Origin of the sequence: Alteromonas hispanica, from assembly GCF_010500915.1 — a bacterium.
Classification (GTDB): domain Bacteria; phylum Pseudomonadota; class Gammaproteobacteria; order Enterobacterales; family Alteromonadaceae; genus Alteromonas; species Alteromonas hispanica.
In genome coordinates this window covers 550,974-573,396 of record NZ_JAAAWP010000001.1, presented here as the reverse complement: position 1 = coordinate 573,396, position 22,423 = coordinate 550,974, and the positions used below count along the sequence as shown (strand labels likewise).

Genomic DNA, 22,423 nt, shown 5'->3' with positions numbered 1-22,423 from the left:
AAGTGAACACATTTCCGTAAAGTGACTTGGTTGCCAATCTATCACTCGTAACAACAAAGAAGTACAAAGGTAACCAAGGTCAGCAACAAGAAAAAAACGACGTGGGTTTGTGTCACAGTCAATCTTCGAACCGCTGAGCTACTGGATATGCTAACACAGCAAGACACTGAGACTTTTGACACAGGCTCGCTGGTGGAAGATAAGTGGATTGATCAGCGCAACCAAAATCGCTCTAAGCTCGGCATAGCATAGCTATTGTCTTGTCGAATATTTATAGAGACCCGGTCAAGATAGTTGGCTAAACCTACTTATCGTAGGAATTTTCGTGTGAAAGTTTTCGATTTCATATTAGTATCAATATTTGCTCCATTGGTTAAAAGTTCGGCGCTAGCCGCCCGGGTTAGTTTAATCAGTATCGCCAAAAGCAGACTAAGCCACTAAGTTAATATTGAGGTGTGAGCATATATTTAAGTTCAGAGCCCAACCATTAATGTAGCGAAGCTGATAATTTCAGGACAAGAGTATGAGCAAGAAAAGTTTGATATCACAGGCCTCCACCGCATTGAGCCTATATCAGATAGATAATAATGAGTCTGGCAATAGTGAAGCACTCCCCCCCGGGAGTAGTGCCCAAATAGATATTGTCGTTTCGCATTCCATGCCCTTGCCGGTTGAAATATTAGACTCTCAGGTGTCGGTGAAAATTCCTGCAGAGTTTTTTGATGTGATAGCGCGAGATTGGTGTGAAAAACGTGAAATAATCACAAATAAGTACACGCTAGAGGAGCTTCTTAGCCCGAACGATTTTCACTGGCCAACAGGCGAAAAAGAACTTATTGATGAAGTAGCTGATAACTCTGCACGAAGTAAACAAGTCATTGAGCATGAGCAACAAACAGGAGATGAGGTTCTTCAATATAAGAATATATTTGATGTAATCTCTGACGACGAAAATTCGGCAGAGACTATGCAAAAAAGTAGCGATGCTCTTTTAAGATTGCGAGAAATGGGGCAGCGACTTCAAAGTGAATTTCCAATATTAAATACTATAAATACCGAAGAAGAGCACCAAAAAGCTTTAGACATCATCGAGATTTTGTTACAGGACTACGATAGCAACCTATTGCTTATAGATGCACTAAGCTGTGCCATTACCCGATATGAACAATCAGAGCAGTTTACGCAATAAAATTTAAAATTCGTTTATGAGGTAAAGTGCTAGGAGAAAATGGTGACATGTAAACTTGATAAAGCCACTTATGACAACGAGCTTACACATCGAACAATGTGGAGCAACAAAAGCGACGGCGCCTTGTGTGAGTTACTTAGCTATCTCCGAGCATCAACTAAGACTATGTGTAAAATAAAACCGAAACGAAAACAGGGCCATTTAACTTTAACAATTTAGTCAATTTTAGCCTCTGGAAGATGAGGAAATTCTCTCGCGATCTTTTCTTTTGAACGCTCTCTGAACGTGCTCATAAACTTATCCAATCGAGCCTTATCTTCAGGCCGTGGATTTTTGCTTGATAAGATGAAGCTCAATGGAACTCTCGACACTCTTGCCATGGTACACCTTTAAACACTGTTTCAATCGATGCTCTGTCGCTCGAGCGAAGGCAACTTTTCTACTAAATTGGTCAAAATTCAGCGAATATAACAATGACGTACTAGCCTTGTGCTGTCTTTCGCTACCATACATTATAGCGCGTTCTAACTAACAATACACACCATGCTCTATACGACCAGTCAACGCCAGAACCTCGTTTGTTCCCGCGAATGTCGATATCATCGTGATAGGCTGAATGCCATTCAATCCACGAGAGGGAGACTTTAGCCATGACAACGCTTTCTCTTTACTGCCATCAAAAAGCGTTAACCCTGCATTCATCATCTGAATAAGGCGAATTATTTTTTCGCTCTCACCAACACTCAACTTTCCAGCATTTGCACGACGACGTAGCGTGGATACTGAAATCCCGAGTAACCCAACCAATTCTGCATTGGTCATTTCAGCGTAATGTGCGATGCGCAAAAAGATGGAATAGGGTAGACCTCTTGCTATGGCCTCTTGAAGCTGGCGACCTCTCTGGGGGATGTCAATGATATCCCATATAGTCTGCTTTTTCCCTCTGTCGCGCGTGTACGTTAACATGATGCACTCCCACAATACGTGTTACAGCAAAAAATGTGATTCAAAAGTCCAGCTGACGGCGAGTATTCGCATTTGTTGAATAGGCCTATATTAACCTATTTTTCCCTAACTTATATACTCAGTATACAATCTGAAGTTCTACATCGGGACGTACACCGCTTTATAAACCCGCTGTCCTTCTAGTGTTTAAGGGTTACATTTGTGAATTTTACTTATTGCCTATCCCATGTCTTTGGGAATAGCAGTACTGTCACGAAGTATGGCAACTGAACATCCGAAAGGCCACTCTTTCAATTTAATATAGTCGGGAGAGGCATTCGGAGTATCGTAAAATTTCATACTGATATACTTCCATGTACTCAAGCTGTATAAGGCTAATATTAATGAAGAAAATAGTGCGATGTCAGTTTGCGAGTACTTCGCTTTCGATTATTTTATTGGACATTCACACTAGATGAACAGCGCAGCCAAAAATACATAAAAAGGCACTTATTGATACCACATTCTGCACCGTTATTGGTTCACTCCTGTCAGGAAACTCGAGACTAATACATATAGAGGTTTGCTATTTAAGCTGTCTTGTATGTTCCTTCTTAACTTACTCTTTGCAACAGGATTTATTTGTCATGTCGACGTGCAATCCAATAAAAGCCAATGCCTACCACTAAAATTGTTAATATAATAAAGATAGTGCCGATAAGCTGAATCTCATTAATTGTCTGTCCCTCCTCAAAGTAATTTTTAAGACAAATTCGATATTCAAAAAAGTAACACAACAGTAAACGTTTCAAAAAGTGGCGCGAATAGCGTTTTAGTTCAGAACGAATATAAGCACTTTTTCTTGAAATTACCATGCCGATAACAATCGATCACCTTCAGAGCCCCCTTGGGCATGGTAGTTTTCGTCTGATGAATTGACTGACGTTTTTTCCGCTACCGATATGACGCGTTACTTGTTGTGCATTTGTCCGCTTCTCTTTAATGAGACAGAGCAGATGGATTACTAAAACAATGAAAGGGCTCATCAAGGCAAAATGTGCTGTGGCAAAACACCACTAGAAACATTAATCGATGGGAAACAGGCTTAGGCTGAGAATAATCTAGCTCAAACCTAATCTTACAGCGGCACCTAAAAAACGGGTAACCATCAATTCTGAGCTAGTACAATTGAATGCCTCACAATCTGCTCCTTACAAATGTTAAACCTTCCTGAATCCATTCGCTGACCAAGGGGAACGTGGCTCTTTTTGTGTCTAAAATTCGAATGACTTCAGTCCATGTCCCCTCCTGTCTACCTGATAGCTCACGTTCAATATGATAGGGAAACACTTGAAATTCAGGGTTAGCTTTTCGGTATCTACCCCAGGTATCAATATTTTTCAAAGCAGCTTCAGGCACTAATGCAGCGATGGCCGACAAGTCTTTGATATTTTTCCTTGTGTTACCAAACAGTGCTAACTCAATAAAGGGCGAGGTGTTAACCTCGGATAATGCATCCATCACTTTATGACCTACTTCCTTCCTGAGGGCCGCAGCTGATTCACATTTAAAAGACTTCAGCGCTTGTACAATTTCAGATAGGGTGCCCCGCTTCACCAACTCTAACAACTCAGCATTTCTAGCGTTTCTCTCATTTCGCCCTATGCTTTCAACGTTACTGGTAAAGTCCGACCAGGTTGTAAACTCAAGATAACCGCCGGATATTGGGTTCCCCGGGTTGCCTTTCACTTTGAGCAGGTCGTAATCAGGGTGATTACAATCCAATGATTCCTTAATGCTAGCGCGACGCTGAGTGAAGTCAGTTTTGCCTTTTACCTCTAGCCTGCGTACGATTGCTCGGGCTTCGTCATAATCTACGAGCGAGGGCCTACCAAATAGTTCTCGCCAGCAAGTTAATTCGTCATAATACTGCACAGGGTTTTGCAAAAATCCGGCAGGTAGCTCACCTCGCTCGCACGCTTTTTGATAAGCCTCCCGAGTATTGATGTCGACACGTTGAGCAATAAACTTTTTAACGTCATCGAGGTTGGGCTTCTCAAGGAATCTAGAAGTCGGTTCGCGTCTCCAGTATTCAGCCAGCTTGAGCTCAAGTTCACATTTGAGCTCTTGATTTCTGCGGATTGCTCTTTCCAACGAAGACTCAAAATGAGTGTAATGCGTCAAGTTATTTTTGATAGCGTAATTCAGTAACCATTCTGAATCAAGTGAACTGGCAGCGCATAAAGCTTGATCTGCTTCTGAAATTAGCTTGCTAGAGATGATCTCGAGCCCGTTAACACCCAATGCATGGAGGACAGATTTTATCTCTTCCAAAAAGGTTTCTAACCCATGATTTTTCAGTGTCCTAGCCTCAATCGAAATAAAATTATCAAAGCAAACACCAGTGGCTTGTTTTATTAATTGTTCTTTGAGCGCACGCCTCTCTGTGTATTTCATTAAGAAAGTATCGTTTAACTCGCTGGGCTTGAGGAGATGCTTACCCACCAACCAAACCTCAATAAAGCAGACCCGCCCGTTAACCTTAGCCTTGAAGTCTGCTAAACAATTTCGGGACGAATTCGGCAAGCAGAATGGCCATTCGGGATGCGCCTCGAATTCTAAATCAAGGGCATCGAGCACCTGCGCGAAAATTTTTTCTTCGTTGCTCTGGCAATGAAATATTCCCCCATTTTTGGATAAAAAGAGAAGACGGTTGGAAAAAAACTCTACTTTTAATTGCTCAAAATATCCGGATTCACGACACTTTTTCAAGCCATGTGAATCAGCCCTTTTCCACGCATTCTGATTTATGTATTTTCGTTCTGCTAAATAGCCCCGCCAGTCGTCTAATGTATAATTGTCCAGCTCGGGCCTTTGGCGTCGTCTACCTAATAGCTCGTTTACCTGGTCAACGAGTGAGAGCCCTTGCTCATTTTTACGCCGCCGCATTTCGTTATAATGCGGGGTGTCGCAATAGGGCCTCGGATTGGAAGCTTCGGTGTTAGATTCATACGCCGCTTCACTAAGCTTTATGAGTTGCTCATCCGTCATAGCCGCATACTGTGATGCCAAGGTTCGCGATTGCGCCCAGCTTTTTCTACAAGAAGGGCAGCAGACTCCATCTAAGTTCTCTCTACCTTTACTTTTCCAGCGTTTCGCGAGAGCTTTGGCGCGGTCATAAGACATATCAAACATGTCGAGGCAGACCAGACACTCAAATGACTGGTCTTTTGTACTGTATTGATAAGGTGTAAGGGCCCTAGCTTTATGCTGTTTAAAAAATGCTTTTGCTTGGCGTTCTGCTCTCAAAAAACGACCTTTATTTGCAATTGATAAATTTAAACAAAGCACAAAAATTTAAATAACACAAAGTGAAACTGACTTTCTCACTTGACTCGTGCTAATTTCGAGATGAAATCCTTCACGTTTGCTACGATGCTCGATTCAAGTGTCCATACATCGCCAGAACGCAAAGAAAACTAATAAACGCCTTGTTTCGTCTTGGCGTGCTATTTGACTCTGTTTTTGGCTTTAAAAAATGCAAGCTAACGGTACCTTTCTGCAAGTAACTGAGGAACCGTCCCTCATCGCTGACCTTGACCTTAACTTTTGATTGCTCCTTTGCTTTTAAGTATTCGACAAACTTATGTGGTACCACAATTTTAGTCGAGACCTCACTTTCAAAGCGACTCTCTATTTCACTAAGCCAAAATTTTAAATCCTTTCGATATTGACTGATCAAATCTTTATCAAATTGTTGTTCAGAGGGGAAATACCAAGTAAATGAAAGTTGCCAACTCTCGCTCTTTAGTCCTTCAAAAAGATCGAATAGGGTGCGTATTGCTTCTACGTTGTGCGACCTTATCAAAGAGTCTTTTGATGCAACTCGATTCCTCATCAAATCGTGCATCCCCGACCAAAGTGCATGATTACCGTCCTCTGTAGCTCCACACAGGTCATTAAACGTAGTTAATAACTTTTTTACACTAGCGATTTCGCTTTTCTTGAGCATTGCGGCATTCGCATAGCGAGGAAGGTTTCTTCTAGCCTTTTTTCCTGGTCGGCTGGAAAGCTCTTCGTCTATCTTGATAATTTGGTTGATTTGTCCATCATCAACCTCAATAGCCTGTTTTATGTGCATGCGGGACTTGTTGGTCGCCAGCATTAACATAACTTCCCAAACATCCAACAGAGAAAGCTCTTTGTCACTCGTCATTGAAAACGCATTGTTGATCTGTTTCAGAAGCGTTTGGTTGTCTGAGTGTACCGCTTTGGGTTCGCAGACAGTCATTTGTTTGGGACACAGAAAATCTATGTCGTGTGCAGGGTTTAATAGCTTCCCACTCGATTTCGAATTCTCATCTTGAAGCGCCCAGAATTCTCTAAGCGACGATTTACTCAGTTTGTTATCGGAGAGTGCAAGATGATGTACGAATTCGGACAAATGGTAGTAGGATGAGAGCGTCACCTCGGGCGTGGTGTGTCCCAGTAATGATGATACTGCCCATAGCCGTTTTCTTGACCATGGTGTTAAAGCTAGCCGTGATGCCACCTTTTTATAATTTACATCATTGAAATACGGATGATCGCAAAAGTGGTATGTTCTAAACTTGTCTAGGTATTCAATATTTAACAGCAACATCATCCAGTTGCAAAATGAATGGCGACAGTGATGAAAGACCAAATTTTGATCGCCAGTGACCGAGCGTAATATATAACTAAGTAGATTGAAGGCTTGATTTGCCTTATTGATATCTGCCACGACTTTGGTTTTCAGATTCACATGTGGCGCCCTTTGACCATCTAAATAGTCGATAAGCTCTGTCAGTCTTTGTTCTGGCCAAAGGCAATCTAAAGGTAGGTTACGAGAACTTTTTGCTGACTTTAAATCACGAAATCTATTCGGCCGTACTTGTAAACTAACATAATGCGGACCCCCAATCTTAAAATCTGAGAACTGTAAGCCTGAAATTTCATTACGCCTTAACCCACTATAGAACCCAAAGCAAAAATACAGCTTGGCGAGGGTTGACAGCGGTGTATTCACGAGGTCGCATAGTTGGCATACCCTGTCTGCTTCGTGTTGGGTAATGATGTTAGCATTCACGCCAGATCTTGTGCATGGAACATCGATATCAGAGATATCCATTTCCTTGACTAAGTTCTTAGTAATCAGAAAATCAGCAAAGTACAGCACGAATTGTTTCTTGCTAGATGTGATTTCATTAACTACGTCGTTTAACTTAGCCACCCATGTATCAGATGATATGACTTGCATGTTACATCCTGAAAACTCTTGAATAAAGGGTTTGGCAACGTAATCTACGTAGTCATAAATTGTCTTGAGTCTTAAACGATCCTTTTTTTTGCCTCCTTCATCAAGTAGGTGATAGGCCCATGCGAGTATTAACCATATAAGAGGTTTTTGTATGGCATTTTCTGTTTTTTCGAGCCAGGATCGCAGTTCGTTTTTTAGTGGAGTAGTAATTTCGCCGCTTTTCTTTTGAGTTGTTTTTTCCTTTAATCGGCTTATGAACGAGGTTACTTCAGCATATTGTTCTGCAGTGGTTTGTTCTACAGGAACGATAGTCTTGGCGTATCTTCTTTTATGTTTGTTTGGAAGCATAGCATCGGACCATGCTTTGCTTTGACGTTGCGGGATAGTCCTGTCAACAATGGCGTTTTGTGGTATCTCTACTGCGGAGCCTTTTAATAGTCTGAAGAGTGTATACTTTTTGAGTGGTGTGGTAGGGAATATTCTTAGCCTTATAGCCGATTCTACTGTACTTAATGACAATGCCAACTCAGTACGCAGCATACTTCGAATCATAATTGCGCTGATTTTGTATTCGGAGGGTGTAACCTTTAATTTATGTAGCGTTCTGTTTATTGCGTTGACTATGTTTGCGGGACTGCGCTGTCGTACATTCCAATTCAACTTGAGCATCATAACTGCTGTCTCCGATAACCAAAATCGCTGATGCTCGGTATCAAAGAAACATTCGGTACCAATGTAGAAAATATCTACTTCTCTATTTAAAAGACTTCTGACATTTTGAGGCTGTGATACGCCTTCTTTTAGCATTAGCCAAGTAATGAGAATACCTACATGATCGTAGGTGCTTTTCATATAAGTAGACAGTGTTTCCGGTGCTTCAATGAAGTTATAAAGCCTGCGTTGTAGCGCAGATAATATTATGTCGTCAGGTTGTACGAGTGGAATATCTTGTTTGATTTGAACAGGGTAGGAGAGTCTAGGAGCTTTGATTTCTGTCGCTTTTTCTACGATACAAAATAGTAATTCAGCAAGTCTTAACTCAACTAAATGTAGTTCGAACCCTTTACTCAACGAGTTTGTGAAGTTGTTTATAGTTTGTGCTACGTATTTTTGGTTCTCATAGCGAATATGACGTTTAAACTTTTCGATTACGCTTTTAATAGTTTTGTCTGCATCAGCCCTATCGAATCTACTAATCTTGGAAAGCTTCACGTAGTCCGAAATATTTATTTGCGCTGAACTCGCATATTGTTGTTTAACATCGGTCGAAAGTAATATCGACGCTTGTTTATGCATATTAAGACCTTAGCCTCGTAAGTAGTGACGGAAGCGCTTTCCAACCTAGTTCTTTTAGCATTTCATCGATTATAGGTTGTAGCGATGAGACGGTCGCTGGGTAGCTTGAAGATGAAAACTTTTCCAACGGGTTCTCGCCCGAAACGAAGTGACCCAACTGAAACTTAATCAGCTCTTGATGTACGCTTTGGGTTTGAAGGTACCTTCGCATGTAGTGTCTTCCAAAATTAATGGGTAAATGAATCTCAGCACGCAATTTTTTGGGTGTGACAGTTGTCGGTATGATGGACTGTTCCGTATTGTCTAGTTTATTTTGTTCACCTTCTGCTTCATTGCCATGTGTACTAAACAAGAAAAAAACGCCAAGTTGGGTAGCGGAATTTCTGATAGTAATAAAATGCTCGATTCGCTCGCTCTTACTTTGTAAATGAACATAATTTGTAGGAGAAAGTTGAGAAAATAGATGTCTAGAGAGCAAAGGCTCAACCACACTGAGAAGGTTCGCCATGGTATTTATATGTACCTGATAGAATTGAAGTTGCTGGCGCAATAAGCGTGGACAGACTATTACTCGCATATGTGAGAAGGTCTTTGTTGAGTCTTTGTCAGAAATACATAACGTATGTCTTTCTGGAAAGATTAGACTCAAAGAGGGCAGGGGGTTACATACGGCTCGATATCCTGTTCCGCTAAGAAGCATCCCAAGTGTGTAGGTTGTATAAGCATTATGATATTCAATGAGGCTTTCTATTTGCCTCGTAATTTGTCTAGACTCGAAATGAGTTTTTAGGTGTGCTGCAGTACTTGAGATCCAGGACTGCAATGCAATCTTCGTTGGCGTAAAACATGAACCTACTCCAATATGTTGTTCGATCCCGCTTTCATTATCGATGTTGCTATTGGTATTAACTGAGGGCATGAGCTTGGGTGGTTTAAAATTAGGATCAAAAAACATCATTTGGTTTAATACATCTTGCCAAATGGAATTAGTGCGGGCATTGATTTCCCTCTCGCTGTACCACGCATAGTGCCTTGGCGCCCTTGTGTAGTAAGATATCTTGCCTGATAGAAGTTCTAGAATAACGGGATCGTGAAGCTCTTGAGCAACTAGGAAGTTTTGAAGAAAGCATTCAATCCTCGTTACACCTATCTGACAGTGGTTGCGATGATTGATGACCTTCAGGAAACCATCGACCGCACTTTTTATAGTGTTCAGTCGGTAAGTGCAGCCAATAGTCTCGTGCATCTGTATATCTGCAGCTATTATTTTTTCGCATATAAACGTAGGCAGAGAGAGCGTTACTGTGGAACCTACTCTGAGCAGGTCTCTTTTATGCGAAAGAGAGTTCTTCGTGGTTGGAGATGGAGCGACTATCAAACTTGTTGATGCATTGGTGACATGAAGGCCTGGTTCATTATGGCTTTGGTTGTGATGTACAGGAATGTTGAGGAGTTCGTCTAACTCTTTACCTAGGAACCAAATTAGACATATTAGGCTTTGAATGTAGTTTGCTGGTACTCCACTGTAAGTGCTGCTTGATGATGATATTAACTCATGCCACAGCAAATGAAGTTCATGAGGTTGAAGAATTGCGCGGTCTGTCGGTAGAAGGTTGTGACTGCGCCTAACGTCTCTAGTGATTTGTCTTCGTCTTTTCTCAATTTTGTATTCATCTTTGATGACAGCTGTATCAGGGCGCTCATGCCTCTCTTTACTTTCACCCTCCTCGTTAATTTGTACGATAGCCACACTCGGGTAGTCCTCGCTCAAGCAAGCAGAGGGATCCTCTGTTTTATCATTCGATAAGTATTTTGCTTTAAGAGATGCAGTCAAAAGGTTTCCGGAACCAGGAAGTCTTGCTAGCTTTGTTCTTTGAAAATAAGAGCGTGTTTTTGAGGGCGAGTCGCGGGATTGTCTCACTCGCGTAGTCCAATTTAAACGATAAAAATGTTCAAGGCTATAAAGGTATGTCAAGCTTGAAGGATTCTGATTACTTGGATTCAACGCTTTGATGCTCTCTCGAGCATGAGCTGCACTCATAGCCAATGCATCTGGTGAACCTGATGTTCTCAAATGATTGGCTACATCTGGATCGGTATATGATAGTCGGAATGCTCTTGTCGCTTCCTCTACTCTGCGATTGCTTTTAATTTCAATCTCATGAGTGAAATAGTGACTGAGAAAAGAGAGTAACGCAGACGCCATTTTATCGTCTTGATAATCATAGAATATAAACAGTAATGAATATATTGGTCGAAGGCTTAACCAGCCTTTCGCCTTTGTTTTATTGTATAAAATTTGCTGATTAGCAGTTGGGGCTTGGATAATTTTTTGTTGTAGTGAATCGAAAGTGCTTTGCTCAATTTCAAGAAGTTTGAGCCACCTTTGTCCTGAAATTCCTCTAACATACTCAAGGATTCCAAAAACAAACCCTAAACCGCGAAAATCAATAGGGCACTCAATTTGCTCTAGGAATATCTCTACCTCCTCGACGTTGACGACATCGCTTCCGAAAAAGTCGATTATTTGTTCACGTGTTGGGGTTTCTATATTAATCACCGCTGCGACTCAATTCTGTTTTTGATACTGACAAGTACTCAGCAACTTTTTCAACTGAGTTAAGGTTAGGGAAAAGTGATAGCCATTCTTGAGATTGAAAAATGCTTCGTTTGCCAGGGTCGTGATTAAACCAAGTACGAAGATAAAAGCTTATTTTTTTTGTGTCTGCGATAAAGCACTTAGAAAGTAAATCTGTACTCAGTGAGTGCAATATGATGGACCGTCTCAGAGACTTTGGCGGTGTTTTACCTAAAAGGAAAACTCTTATGACTCTCTCCGACGCCGTTTGATATTGCGCAGCGTATCTTTGGAATGCTAAGAAGGTAAAAAAACCTGACACTACGTAGTAATACCCCCTAGCTCGATAACAGATAATAGGGGAGTGCAGTGAGAGTAAATTTAAAAAAGGTGAAGTTTGTTCGTAGGTTTCTTTAGCGGTTCTCAGAGCGCCGAATGGGTTAGCGCTTTTTGTCATAGCGGACATAATACTGTCCGGAGAGAGTCGATTCAGCTTTACCTCTACCAACTCACTCTTGTCATACAAATTGCTATCAAACTTAGCTAGTTCTTTTTCCAATTCGTTCATTGTTTTTACGCTCTAAAAGCCAACCTTTTGCAATACCTAAATGAAGTTAAAACGAGTCTATAAAAACGTGATTTTAACTGCGTTTTAAGTACTTTTAGATGAGACCAAATTGTGACCATTTTTAGGTTGAAAATCAACCTAAAGATGTTATGATAAAGGTCCTCGTTTATTTAAAATCCTTTTATTTTAGATGTTTGTGCATTTTAAAAGGCGTGGCAAAGGGAAGGGGAATTGGTGATATATGTCTTGACATGGTAGAGGTCCCCTGTTCGAATCAGGGTAGACGCACCATCTATTTTAATATTTATTCATTTTTTCGAGTGTTTGTGTGAGATATACAACGCGCCGAGAATCATCACACTCAGTGGTAGTAAAAAAATAAGCTCTTCTGGCATGAATTTCTCCTTCGTTAACTTTGGTCAGTATTCTTTAGAATGTAACATAGCATATGACGATACTAGCCGTAACAGTCATAAGTGGCGAAATTACCGACAATAGCTCTGTAAAATATGACATAACTCACCTTTCGCTCGATTACGCCATTTGCCAGTAAAATCAGTCTTAATGAGCATAACTTATTTTTCTCTTTATCGTTTTTGAAAAAAACGCGCTATGCAGATAGTGTGCGCCTTAATTGGAAATGTAATTAAGTGCGCAATAGATAAATTTCTAAATTGGGTATCGCTACACATCTGCAGCATTTCAATAGACACGATGCAACGTACTAGACATAAAGTGGCGAGAAAATGAAGTGACGCTATTGTAGTGCTAAATGCTACAGGCAAATATAAAAGTGGTTACACCCATGACTGAGAAAGATAAAAAGCACACCGTGGACTTACAGCACATTGAATTCGATAAGGACGGTATCGTTCCCCTGGCACTGCACGGAAAGGAAACACAAAAAGAATCATGGAAGTCTATGCAACAGTTTAAAGACATAAAGCCGACGGACACTCAAAAAAAGAAATAGCTTTTGGCGCGTTTTCTCTTACAAGAGGGGGGACGATACCAGCAGCTTACCTTCTTCATCTATTAATTATTCGCTCAGGGTTAACAAATGCACTATTTAACGCAAATACTCGAATCTGGATTGGCAGTACCCTTTGCCTTTCTTACTGCGGTGGTAATTCTAGGTATTGGCTTTCTATTCAAAAAAACTCTGATGATGAGGAGTAGTTTTAGAGTCTAAAGCGCCCTTGGAAGTAATCTAATAGACGGTCGACAATCCTATGCGTCTTTTTTTTGCCTTATGGGTGGGTCATGAGATTGTAATCGCCCCCCGAAAAAGTAGCATTTTTTACTAGAAAACGTCCCTTATCACTCGCTATTGCTTTTAAGCCGGAAACGTCTCTTATATTTTGCGCAAAGTAGTGAGGCACTATCACTTCTATTTTGAGTTAAGGAAAGAGGTTTTTAACCACATTTCGTATCCAAAAGCGAAGGTCCGCTCGATACTGTTGGCTTTCAATTCTAAACTGAATATTGGTGATGTTCCTTATGCGATGCTCACCTTGAAACACCGCCTTTATCAACATACCTGTTTGTATCGAAGCTCACCTAACATTAACAACCCTACCGGCTGTCCTATAGTGATTTGTAGTATGCCTTTTTGTCCAAAGTGCGCCGCGAGAGTTTGCATGCACTCAAAGTCATCAGAGAAGAGGAGGTAACTGCGCTCTTTACCCCATACCTCATCTTCATCTGTTCCATAACCTTCAACGTAGGGGACAGATTTGTCGTTCAATATTCCTAAAAACCGTTGATGTCGAAATGCGTTTTCAGTCTCACAAAGTGACTGACTGAATGGGTTTTCAGGTGTAATGAAATAGGCATTTTCAGTTCCATTCTTAATGAGGAGCTCATCCACTTCTGAACTATGCTCCCCTACCTTAAGTTGTAAAGAATCATTGGGTCGCAAAACAACATATTTGGCTTCTTTATATATCTCAGTAAGAGTTTTATCTATCATTATTAATCTTCCATTGAGTAGAAAGTACTTAGTGCCTGTTCAACGGTTTGGCAGATTTTGTTCCGAGCATCATCACTATGTTTTGATAGCGTAAACCTATTTTCATCCATATATACATCCCGACGAACCTCTAGCATAAATCCAAGGACACGTTTCTCTTTATTCCAATACTTAGTCGGGATAAGCGTGCCAGCAAACGGTGTGTTTATGTCAACCTCAAACCCTGAACGTATAAAACTATTAACTAAACATGCCTCTAGCTTTTTGGGTGTGTGATACTCACAAGTACCAATGCAAATCTCTGGGCGTTGACGAAAATTGTTCTGCTCGTAAGGTAATGCAACTTTAGGGTAAGAGTGAACATCAATTATAATCGTTTGCCCATAAGTTTGGTGTGTCGACTCGGTGAGCGCCTCAAGTTTTTGGTGGTGTGGATTGTAGTATTGCTCGATTAAAGCTCTTTTTTCTATGCTTGAAAGTTCGCGGCGTATAGTTTGAAGCTGACTTCCTTTCTTATAAACAACGCCCATTCGTATAGTTGCCATCACTTCTAGTGAGTCGTCGTTGAAACGCTCCATATCGACTATTAGCCTTGATACAGGGGAAATAATTTGGTTTTTAATCGGTATCCGCAAAGGCGCCAACAACCAGTCTGTAAAGTGGTCGGTCATTAGGTTGTTTTCGTGGTTTATCTCTTCATCTGAAAGGAGAAACTGTGACCGAAGCTCATCAGGAATGTCCTTACTCGAATGAGGAATATGCAAAAGGATATTAGAGCGATTCATAATGATTGATAGATCCTTCAGTAGGGAAAAGGGCATATGACGTGGTCAATCAAATTCACACAGCCCAGTTAAGCAGCTTTTCCTCAATTAGCCATTTAAGCCTCATATTGATTTGGACTTTTATAATACAAGTATGAGTGCATTCTTTGGCTGTTATAAAACATAGTGATGTATTGCAGGATATCTTGCTGAAAAGCATGGCGGCTCTAGTAGTGACGCCATTGCACTCGCTCTTGTTTTAATGTGCCGAAGAAGCTCTCTACAACGGTATTGTCCCAGCAATCACCTTTTCTACTCATGCTGCCTGTTAACTTGTAAGTAAAGCAGTGTATACCTCGAATTCTTTCACGCCGAACCTCTCGACTAATCGTAATATGACTCACTTTCAAACGATTTCCAACTTCTCAGTAACTAAAACCCTCGCGTAAGTAGGCTTCTATCTGGTATTCTTGCTTCTCGATTTTCCGCTTGTAACTAATTGTAAATAATCGTTTTTTTTTGGATATTGCTGAGTACCATCAATAGACCGCTGATCCCTCCTCACCACTTAACCAAGAGTGGTGCACTTAATATCTGAATTCGGGGTTAAAAACACCATTGGTACGGTCAAAGCGAACTGAAGCCAAAATACCTATCTACTATTGGCTGACTGAAAATGACAACTAAGCTTCGCTTTACACTTAATTAGTCAAATTTCAGCTAGAGGCACGCATTGTCAAGGATTTTTACACTTTGCAGATGGTACGACCTCCGTAGTCTATGTAGAGCCCACACAGACCGCTAATTTATTGATTTGGAACAATTATTGCTTTTGACAGGTCGCTGTAAATATCAGTCAATTGTTAACATTACATAAAGGATTATAAATGATGAATAAAGCAGTCGCGACATCACTCGTCGTTTCAGCGATAACATGTATTCCATACGCCGTTCAAGCAGCGCCGATTATTGACGTACAATTTAGAACGCTTTCACATAATGTTAAAGCGGCAGCGCTGACGAGAAGTGCAGGCGAAAATCTCAGTGAAGTAGAATCAACGGACGTTACCTTTCATGCAAATCAGGGAGATGACGTCCCTCTCCAAGGCGCTGCGACCCACGACGTATCCATAGGTCACACGAACTTTACACATGATGTAAGACGGCCATTTCTTGTTGATTCAAAGCCTGAAAAAACTAATGCGCTTCACACTGTAGATGAGCCGTTTTTTAACTACCAAGAGCCTACCGAAAACTTTGCCGAAGCATCAGCATCCGGACAATATTCGCTCAGAGAAACTTCTGGAGGCAAGGGAGCCGTTTTTAATTATCAGGGGTCCATTGAAGGCCTCTCTCGGCTGTTCGCGATAGATATGGATTCGCGCCGTAGCTGCGCAGTATATGATGCAGGCTCAGATGGCTCATCTTGCGGCCCAAAACGTGTTTCTTACCTAACAACTACAAGACTAGACGCATCCACAAGTGTTGATGCTGCGTTTGATATTTTTGATGAACAGGGAAACAAAGCCTCGACGCCATTTTCGATGCACCTTAACTTCTTAACTGATGGAACTGCAAGTAATGGCTCAGCCGAGCCCGGTTATTTCTATGACGGCTATAGAACGCACTATATCGACGTGCGTACAGATGGTGGCGAGATAACATCAGCAACGCGAGGGGCGACAGACCTCCTTGTTGCAGAAAACACGAGCACTAGACAATTTATGGCGGAGCGGAGTGACAATGGGCTCGCACAGAACATCACTTCATCCCGCGCTGACTATAAAATCACTGGCGAAGCGGAATATCTGAGACTTAATACAGAATTGTGGTCTCGAAAGTCACTAGCCGATGACGTTCCGCTAACAATAAAGGACTCAGTTATCGCGTCGATTGTATTTGGCGAAGGTGCCACCCAAGCCAATCCTATCATGCCTGATGTAAGTGATGACGAGCGAGGTTTTTATCAGTTCTCATCCGGGGCTAGCGGTGCATGGTTTGACCCCATTGTGTTTGAAAATTACTTGTTTTCAATGGACTCTGACAGCTTCTTTACCGATATTTTAAGCTTTCCTACGGGCTTCGGTGCTAATTTTGGTTTGTACGGGTTTGATGATGAAGACAATGTCTTTGACCTCGGCAATTTCCTTTTCACGGATTCAGTAGACTTTACTCACCTCGTTGACGCTGATATCACTAGTTTCTTAGTGACGGGCATTGAAGATGACGACGATACGCATCAATTTCCTATTCAGCTCGGTTTTTCAACGTCAGTGGCTGACTTTTCAATGCAAGGCATAGAGGATGCGGCTGCATTTCTAGCCAGTTTTAATACGACATCCAATGACGTAGATGCAACAGTCTCAGAGCCTGGCACACTGGCCGTGTTGTCCATTGCTTGTATGTTGATGAGTATGCGATTGAGGAAACACTCTAAGTAGGTTTGCAAGAAGGGGCGTTAAGCCCCTTTTCACGTAAATCAGCACCATATGACGTGGTCAAGCAAATTCACACAACCCAGTTAAGCAGCTTTTCCTCAATCAGCCATTTAAGCCTCATATTGATTTGGACTTTTATAATCCAAGTATGACTGCATTCTTTGGCTGTTATAAAACATAGTGATGTATTGCAGGATATCCTGCTGAGCAGCATGCCCGCACTGCCGCTTTATTTAGGCTATTAATGGGTGGTTTTTGACCCGAAGAAGCAAGCGTTGCACGATAAGTTTGCCGAGATAGTGGTTATTCGTCCAAAAAACAGTGGTGTGAGCGACGCTATTTTCCCAGCGAAAATGCATAATAACATGCTCTATGTGGCGCTGTCTTCTTTCCATGAGGCACTACACAAGCACTACCTCTATAAAGTTAGCTGGCAACGCAATCAACTAACTCACTTCATTCGTTTGAATGCATACACGCGGGAAGCTTCGCCATTATGCCCTGCGTGACTGCGCCCGATATTGAAAAGTTAGTTTACCAATCAAGACTGTCATCCTAACTCAAAGTGATAGAGTGTGATAATTATCGTAAATGATTTTGTGGTAATTGCGATTGCCCAAGGACTGCAACGACAAAAATAAAGCGCCTTCCTTGGTAAAGTAAGCAGTGTGCTTACCAGTAGGGAAATAAAATCCATTTTTATATAAATCGTTGCAGCTTCTGCCTACCGATGGGGTCTTAGCGAGCATGTGAAACCCAGTGAGAGGCGTGTCTTTGTATGCGTTCCACTGCCTATCGGAAAAGTTTTTAACGGTATAATCTTTGATTTTGTGTAAATGAGTCTGTGCTAATTGACTTAGTTTATATTTACTTTTGTGCATACTTTACTTACAACGCGTTTAGGAAGTTTTCACCGTCAACTACATTGCCCTGTGTTAAGTCTGCTTTTGCGGACTCAAAGCAATGTTTGATGTAATCGGCTTTCATAGCTTCCAGTTCTTCATAGTCTCTAATCGACATCACAATAACGGCATCTTTGTTATTCTTACTAATTTTGACTGGCTCACGTTGAGCGTTCAGCAGCAGCTCACCGAAATTACGTTTGGCATCATTTGCTGTTAATGTCTGCATTCTTGAGCTCCAAGTTTGGAAGTAAAATAACATTGTAGTTTATCGCGCAGAATGTGAAATATAATTAAATCGTGCGATTAGTGCGGAGTGTAAGGTGCAATGTATTTAAGGCAGGTTCGCAACGCCAGGCATTTTGAGTTTGCTTTTAATAACATGCCCCACTGATCACCAAGTGAGTTAAAATCTGCAAATTGCAAACCGGCAATTTCACCTCGTCGTAAACCGCTGCAATAACTAAGGCAAAAGCACAGCTGTGTCAAGTGCGAGACTTTGGTATCTAGTCGGTTTAGCACACCAATGATGCACTCGGCTTCTTGTTGCGTAAGACGCACCATCTATTCTTCTCTAAAAACTTTATCTAGCGTCATTTTAAAAACACTTCAGCTTGCAAACTTTCACAAGACGAAAATAAAACTTGTGTGTTATCGTTTTAAAAACGGTGAGCTTGGTTTATCCCATGTTACGCAGAAATGTTGCCTTTATTTTTTTCGCTTTAATTCTTTCTGTAAGTGCACTTCCATTGTGTGCGAAAACTGTCGATGTTATCGCTATTAAATATCCACCATTTACGTCTTCAGAAATTGAGGGTAACGGAGTCGCATTTGAGCTTCTTGAAAAAGTTTTAGGGAAAAAGGGTATTGTGTGGAGGGCAACATACGCCCCTCCTGCAAGGGCTGCTTCCATAATTGCAACGGGGGATTGGTGCGCAAGTTTTTATCCTGTAGCCGAGGAATTTGATAGTATGAGCGTTGTATTATCTAAAAGCGAAGTCACTATTGGCCTGGTACGCAAAAAAAGTTTAACACACGAAAAAGCGAACAGCCCATTCAAATGGAAAACCCTCGGCTCTCTTGCCGGAAGGTCAGTGGCCCTGTTGCGCACTCGACAAAACTCACCATTCGCTCAACAGTTTTTTGACGCAGGGATTCAAGTACTTTTTGTTGAAAGTAAGGAAATTGGCATAAAGTATGTGGAGGAGGGATTCGTCGATTACGCCATCAGCGATAACATATCCTTTTCTCAGCTTAACAAAGACAACTTAGAGTTTTCTCAGTCCTCAATACTGACTACACCAGTAACCTTATTCATGAACCCAACGTGTGACTGGGGCAACCTGCTTAACGAGTTAAACGTCAATTAAACGCAGCCGTTAATAAGAGCGTTGATATGATCTTTGTATCTAGCATGTTTTCTTCCGTTTAATTGAACTGATGTTGTGCACTTTAAAAAACATAAATAATGCAAGCAAAATGTTAAGGAAACGGTGTGACGATTTAAAGTAGCTTTTTTATGCGCTGGTATAACTTTTAACGATTTAATCAAGGTAAAAATTTCTAGCAGAGCCTCAGTATTTTATTGTTTGACATCCTAATTTTCCTGTAAAACTCGGGTGTGTTTATTTTGGTAGACGGTAGTAAATACGAATAATTTCAAAGAGTTTTATGGTATCTGTGGCAACATAGTCAACTACTGGCTTTTTTAGCCAAGAAAATAGTGTGCTTACTTCCTTTTCCTTTGCGAGCTCTGGCAATACGCGTAGATACTTTGTAGCCTGCATTTTTTAAGCGAACGGAAAACAAATAATCAGGCCCAGCAGACCATATGGCAAGCATGCCACCAGGTTTAAGCACCTTATAGATGTCTTCTAAACCGTCTATTGAATAAATCCAATTATTGTCAGAGTGTGTTAGGCCTTCAGGCCCGTTATCCACATCGAGCAATATCGCATCAAAAGTCGGGTTCCCAGTATTTAGAAGGTGTTTAACATCACCTACTACAACGTTAGTTCTAGGATCTTGAAGTGGGTTTTTAGCGCAGTTACCTAAGGGGCCTTTGTTCCATTCAACAACCTCAGGAATTAGCTCGGCGACAGTAACCTGTGAGGTTGCAGTAACTTCATTTAGTGCTGCTCTTAGCGTGTAGCCCATCCCCAAACCACCAACGAGAACGTGGGCGTTTGGTGTTGATTTAAGATGCGCGCAGCCCATTTGCGACAGCTCTTTTTCTGAATTGAATACACGGCTATTCATTAATTCACCACGAATTCCAGAAAGCCTAATACTAAATTCCTGATCTCGCTGAGAAAAGGTTAGTTCACCACCATTGTTTGGAATTTTTGCTGTACCCAATTTAACCCATGGAACCATGTGAAGACTTGTCCTTCAAAGCGCATTTTTTGCGTAAATTAATTGTCGGCGCGCAGAGTAGCACAGAAATAAACAGGGTCAGATCCAAATTAACGCACTGGCATTCAAAATCACCTTCTGCGATTACAAAAAGCTCGCTATCTCACTAAGCGATTTCTTCTTTGTGGCGTGAACTGGAACCGTCGCATTTTTTGCAGGGTACCCAGCAATAATCAGCATGTATGCTCGTTCGTTATCAGGCCTACCACACACATTGGTTAAAAAGTTCATTGGCTTGGGTGTATGAGTGAGCGTGGCTAGCCCGGCATTGTGCAAAGCAGTAATTAGCATGCCAACAGCAATGCCGACAGACTCGTGAACGTAGTAATTCTGCTGTTTTTCTCCACCGTCAGTCTCTGAGAACTTTTGACTAAATACAGCAATTAGCCAAGGCGCTATTTCTAAGTAAGGCTTATCGGCGTTTGTGCCTAATGGCTTTAAGTCATCTAACCATTGCTGACCAGCGCGCCCCTCATAAAATCCGCGCTCATGAGCTTCGGCATGTTCACGTATTTTTTGCTTCACTGATGACGAGTTAATTGCAGCGAAATACCAGGGCTGATGATTAGCACCGCTTGGGGCAGTGCCTGCTGTTAATAAGCAGTTCTCGATAATGGCCTGATCTACAGGGCGATCGCTAAATTGGCGAATACTGTGTCTTCGCTGCATTGTTTTTAAGAAGTCAGCGCTTCGCAACACCATAGCTTGTTCTGAATATTCTATAAAATCGTGTAGAGGTAACTGGTCATGAGGTTGCATAAAATAATCCGATAGTATCCGTTGTTAGCTGTTGTTATTAAGATTTTGGCTAAATTGCTGGTTCTCATTGTTATCCATAGGGTAAATGGATAAGGCGTCTTTAGCAAAAGAGAAGGCTCTGCGTCGATATACGTCAATTTCTGACGCATAAATGGTGCATTCTCTGTAGGTACTTAAACGCTATTTATACCAATAACAATAACTAGAGTAAGGGGCTGAGCATGCACAACGTAGAGTCTAAAGAATTAAACATTCACGTCATTGGGGTTGGTGGTTGTGGAGGGAACGCCGTTACCAATATGGCGGATTTATGTAGCCATACTAATATTCGATTTAGCTCTATCAATACCGACATATCTGCGCTACACCAATGTAAAAATCATGAAGTGCTTCTTATCGGCGAATCAACCACAAAAGGGTATGGCGCTGGTGCCGATCCCGAGGTGGCCTACAATGCAGCTCAACAAAGTGAAGAAGCGTTAAGAACCCTTATAGAAGACGATACCATTATCATCATGATTGCTGGGCTGGGCGGTGGTACAGGCAGCGGAGCAACACCTGTACTGTTAGACATCGCCAAGAAAAACCACATCGACGTGATGTGTTTTGTCACCTTGCCGTTCAAATCGGAAGGAAGTAAACGTCAAGAGATTGCGTCCAATGCACTAGAGGAGATAAAAGCAACGGCAAACGCCACGTTAGTGCTTTCAAATGATTCGCTAGTTTCCGCGCTAAATGAAACCGTTGGATTACTCTCGGCATTTCGTCATTGCGATACACAAATGCACCGAATTGTTGAAGCTATAATTACCATGCTTACCAATACTGGCTATATCAACGTTGACATAAACGACTTTAGTCACATTCTCTCGTTAGATGGCGATACTGCATTAGGGGTAGGAATAGCAGAGGAAAATAGCTCTCTATGCAGTGCAGTAACTCATGCTTTAAATAACCCCCTTGTTAATGAGCAAAACATAGTGGGGGCTCAGGGTGTTATTGTTCAGCTTACCTGTAAAGAAGAGCCAAGCTTAATGGCGTACGAAGAAATGCTGGCTACGCTTCAGGCACTTATAGACGATACTCGCACGTTAATCATTTCTGGGGTAACAGTAGCATCAGATTTACCTTATTTTGGTGAGGTGTTGATCATTGCTACAGGAATTCCCAGAAAAGAGCAGACTAAAAGGCTGGGTACTACGCAAAAAGAAAATGTGGTACCTATGACAAAACTGCTCAAAGCGTCTGGCGGTGGATTAGAAAAGGCGTATCTCGATATACCTACGTTTGTGCGCCTTCAGGGGAGAGAGCAGGGCTAA

The 22,423-nt window shown here is 41.5% G+C and carries 18 protein-coding genes and 3 pseudogenes; 6 read left to right on the top strand and 15 right to left on the bottom strand.

From position 1 onward, the window contains the following. Positions 1-523: 523 nt before the first annotated feature. Positions 524-1,189, top strand: coding sequence for a hypothetical protein (locus GTW09_RS02405; protein WP_163109759.1), 666 nt, complete (start codon positions 524-526; stop codon positions 1,187-1,189). Positions 1,190-1,404: 215 nt separating this feature from the next. On the opposite strand, the gene GTW09_RS02400 is transcribed toward GTW09_RS02405, so the two are convergent. From GTW09_RS02400 to GTW09_RS02375, 6 genes are all read right to left on the bottom strand, one after another. Next, positions 1,405-1,569 carry a hypothetical protein gene (locus GTW09_RS02400; RefSeq protein ID WP_163109757.1) on the bottom strand — a complete coding sequence of 55 codons (165 nt, stop codon included), beginning with the start codon at positions 1,567-1,569 and terminating at the stop codon, positions 1,405-1,407. A gap of 148 nt (positions 1,570-1,717) precedes the next feature. Next, positions 1,718-2,155 carry a type II RES/Xre toxin-antitoxin system antitoxin gene (gene parS, locus GTW09_RS02395; RefSeq protein WP_163109755.1) on the bottom strand — a complete coding sequence of 146 codons (438 nt, stop codon included), beginning with the start codon at positions 2,153-2,155 and terminating at the stop codon, positions 1,718-1,720. A gap of 1,176 nt (positions 2,156-3,331) precedes the next feature. Continuing rightward, positions 3,332-5,443: a hypothetical protein gene (locus GTW09_RS02390; RefSeq protein ID WP_163109753.1), complete on the bottom strand. Its 2,112-nt coding sequence runs from the start codon at positions 5,441-5,443 to the stop codon at positions 3,332-3,334. Positions 5,444-5,564: 121 nt separating this feature from the next. Then, entirely contained in the window at positions 5,565-8,708 is a 3,144-nt protein-coding gene (locus tag GTW09_RS02385; RefSeq protein WP_163109751.1) for a site-specific integrase, read from the bottom strand. Between the two features lies 1 nt (position 8,709). Further along, positions 8,710-11,268, bottom strand: coding sequence for a hypothetical protein (locus tag GTW09_RS02380; protein ID WP_163109749.1), 2,559 nt, complete (start codon positions 11,266-11,268; stop codon positions 8,710-8,712). After that, the gene (locus tag GTW09_RS02375; protein WP_203565583.1) at positions 11,261-11,854 is read right to left on the bottom strand and encodes a hypothetical protein; all 594 of its coding nucleotides are present in this window, start codon (positions 11,852-11,854) and stop codon (positions 11,261-11,263) included. Before GTW09_RS02375 ends, GTW09_RS02380 begins: the two co-directional genes overlap by 8 nt. A gap of 772 nt (positions 11,855-12,626) precedes the next feature. Between GTW09_RS02375 and GTW09_RS02370 the strand changes: the two genes are divergently transcribed. Next, positions 12,627-12,827, top strand: a complete 201-nt coding sequence (locus tag GTW09_RS02370) for a hypothetical protein (protein ID WP_163109747.1) — start codon at positions 12,627-12,629, stop codon at positions 12,825-12,827. Between the two features lie 558 nt (positions 12,828-13,385). Here the strand turns inward: GTW09_RS02370 and GTW09_RS02365 are convergent. The 4 genes and pseudogenes from GTW09_RS02365 to GTW09_RS17785 form a co-directional block, all read right to left on the bottom strand. Further along, the gene (locus GTW09_RS02365) at positions 13,386-13,826 is read right to left on the bottom strand and encodes a DUF3293 domain-containing protein (RefSeq protein WP_163109745.1); all 441 of its coding nucleotides are present in this window, start codon (positions 13,824-13,826) and stop codon (positions 13,386-13,388) included. 2 nt (positions 13,827-13,828) lie between these two features. Beyond that, a complete protein-coding gene (locus tag GTW09_RS02360; protein WP_163109743.1) occupies positions 13,829-14,611 on the bottom strand; it encodes an N-formylglutamate amidohydrolase in 783 nt (260 codons plus the stop codon). A 95-nt stretch (positions 14,612-14,706) separates the two neighbouring features. Next, positions 14,707-14,922, bottom strand: a pseudogene (locus tag GTW09_RS02355) (IS3 family transposase); the annotation flags it as partial. A gap of 15 nt (positions 14,923-14,937) precedes the next feature. Next, positions 14,938-15,090, bottom strand: a pseudogene (locus GTW09_RS17785) (helix-turn-helix domain-containing protein); the annotation flags it as partial. A gap of 387 nt (positions 15,091-15,477) precedes the next feature. Between GTW09_RS17785 and GTW09_RS02345 the strand changes: the two are divergent. Continuing rightward, a complete protein-coding gene (locus GTW09_RS02345) occupies positions 15,478-17,031 on the top strand; it encodes a hypothetical protein (RefSeq protein WP_163109741.1) in 1,554 nt (517 codons plus the stop codon). A gap of 107 nt (positions 17,032-17,138) precedes the next feature. Here the strand turns inward: GTW09_RS02345 and GTW09_RS02340 are convergent. Next, a pseudogene (locus GTW09_RS02340) lies at positions 17,139-17,252 on the bottom strand (IS3 family transposase); the annotation flags it as partial. 24 nt (positions 17,253-17,276) lie between these two features. Here GTW09_RS02340 and GTW09_RS02335 point away from each other — a divergent pair. After that, on the top strand, positions 17,277-17,537 hold the full coding sequence (locus GTW09_RS02335) for a hypothetical protein (protein WP_163109739.1): 261 nt from the start codon (positions 17,277-17,279) through the stop codon (positions 17,535-17,537). A 51-nt stretch (positions 17,538-17,588) separates the two neighbouring features. On the opposite strand, the gene GTW09_RS02330 is transcribed toward GTW09_RS02335, so the two are convergent. Further along, on the bottom strand, positions 17,589-17,909 hold the full coding sequence (locus tag GTW09_RS02330; protein ID WP_420809535.1) for a type II toxin-antitoxin system RelE/ParE family toxin: 321 nt from the start codon (positions 17,907-17,909) through the stop codon (positions 17,589-17,591). A 7-nt stretch (positions 17,910-17,916) separates the two neighbouring features. Continuing rightward, positions 17,917-18,159: a type II toxin-antitoxin system Phd/YefM family antitoxin gene (locus tag GTW09_RS02325; RefSeq protein ID WP_163109737.1), complete on the bottom strand. Its 243-nt coding sequence runs from the start codon at positions 18,157-18,159 to the stop codon at positions 17,917-17,919. A gap of 457 nt (positions 18,160-18,616) precedes the next feature. Between GTW09_RS02325 and GTW09_RS02320 the strand changes: the two genes are divergently transcribed. Beyond that, positions 18,617-19,300, top strand: a complete 684-nt coding sequence (locus GTW09_RS02320) for a type 2 periplasmic-binding domain-containing protein (RefSeq protein ID WP_163109736.1) — start codon at positions 18,617-18,619, stop codon at positions 19,298-19,300. Positions 19,301-19,622: 322 nt separating this feature from the next. On the opposite strand, the gene GTW09_RS02315 is transcribed toward GTW09_RS02320, so the two are convergent. Next, positions 19,623-20,306, bottom strand: coding sequence for a spermidine synthase (locus GTW09_RS02315; RefSeq protein ID WP_163109734.1), 684 nt, complete (start codon positions 20,304-20,306; stop codon positions 19,623-19,625). Positions 20,307-20,429: 123 nt separating this feature from the next. Next, positions 20,430-21,104, bottom strand: a complete 675-nt coding sequence (locus tag GTW09_RS02310) for a nitroreductase family protein (RefSeq protein WP_163109732.1) — start codon at positions 21,102-21,104, stop codon at positions 20,430-20,432. A gap of 221 nt (positions 21,105-21,325) precedes the next feature. On the opposite strand from GTW09_RS02310, the gene GTW09_RS02305 reads away from it, so the two are divergent. Then, positions 21,326-22,423: a cell division protein FtsZ gene (locus GTW09_RS02305; RefSeq protein ID WP_163109730.1), complete on the top strand. Its 1,098-nt coding sequence runs from the start codon at positions 21,326-21,328 to the stop codon at positions 22,421-22,423.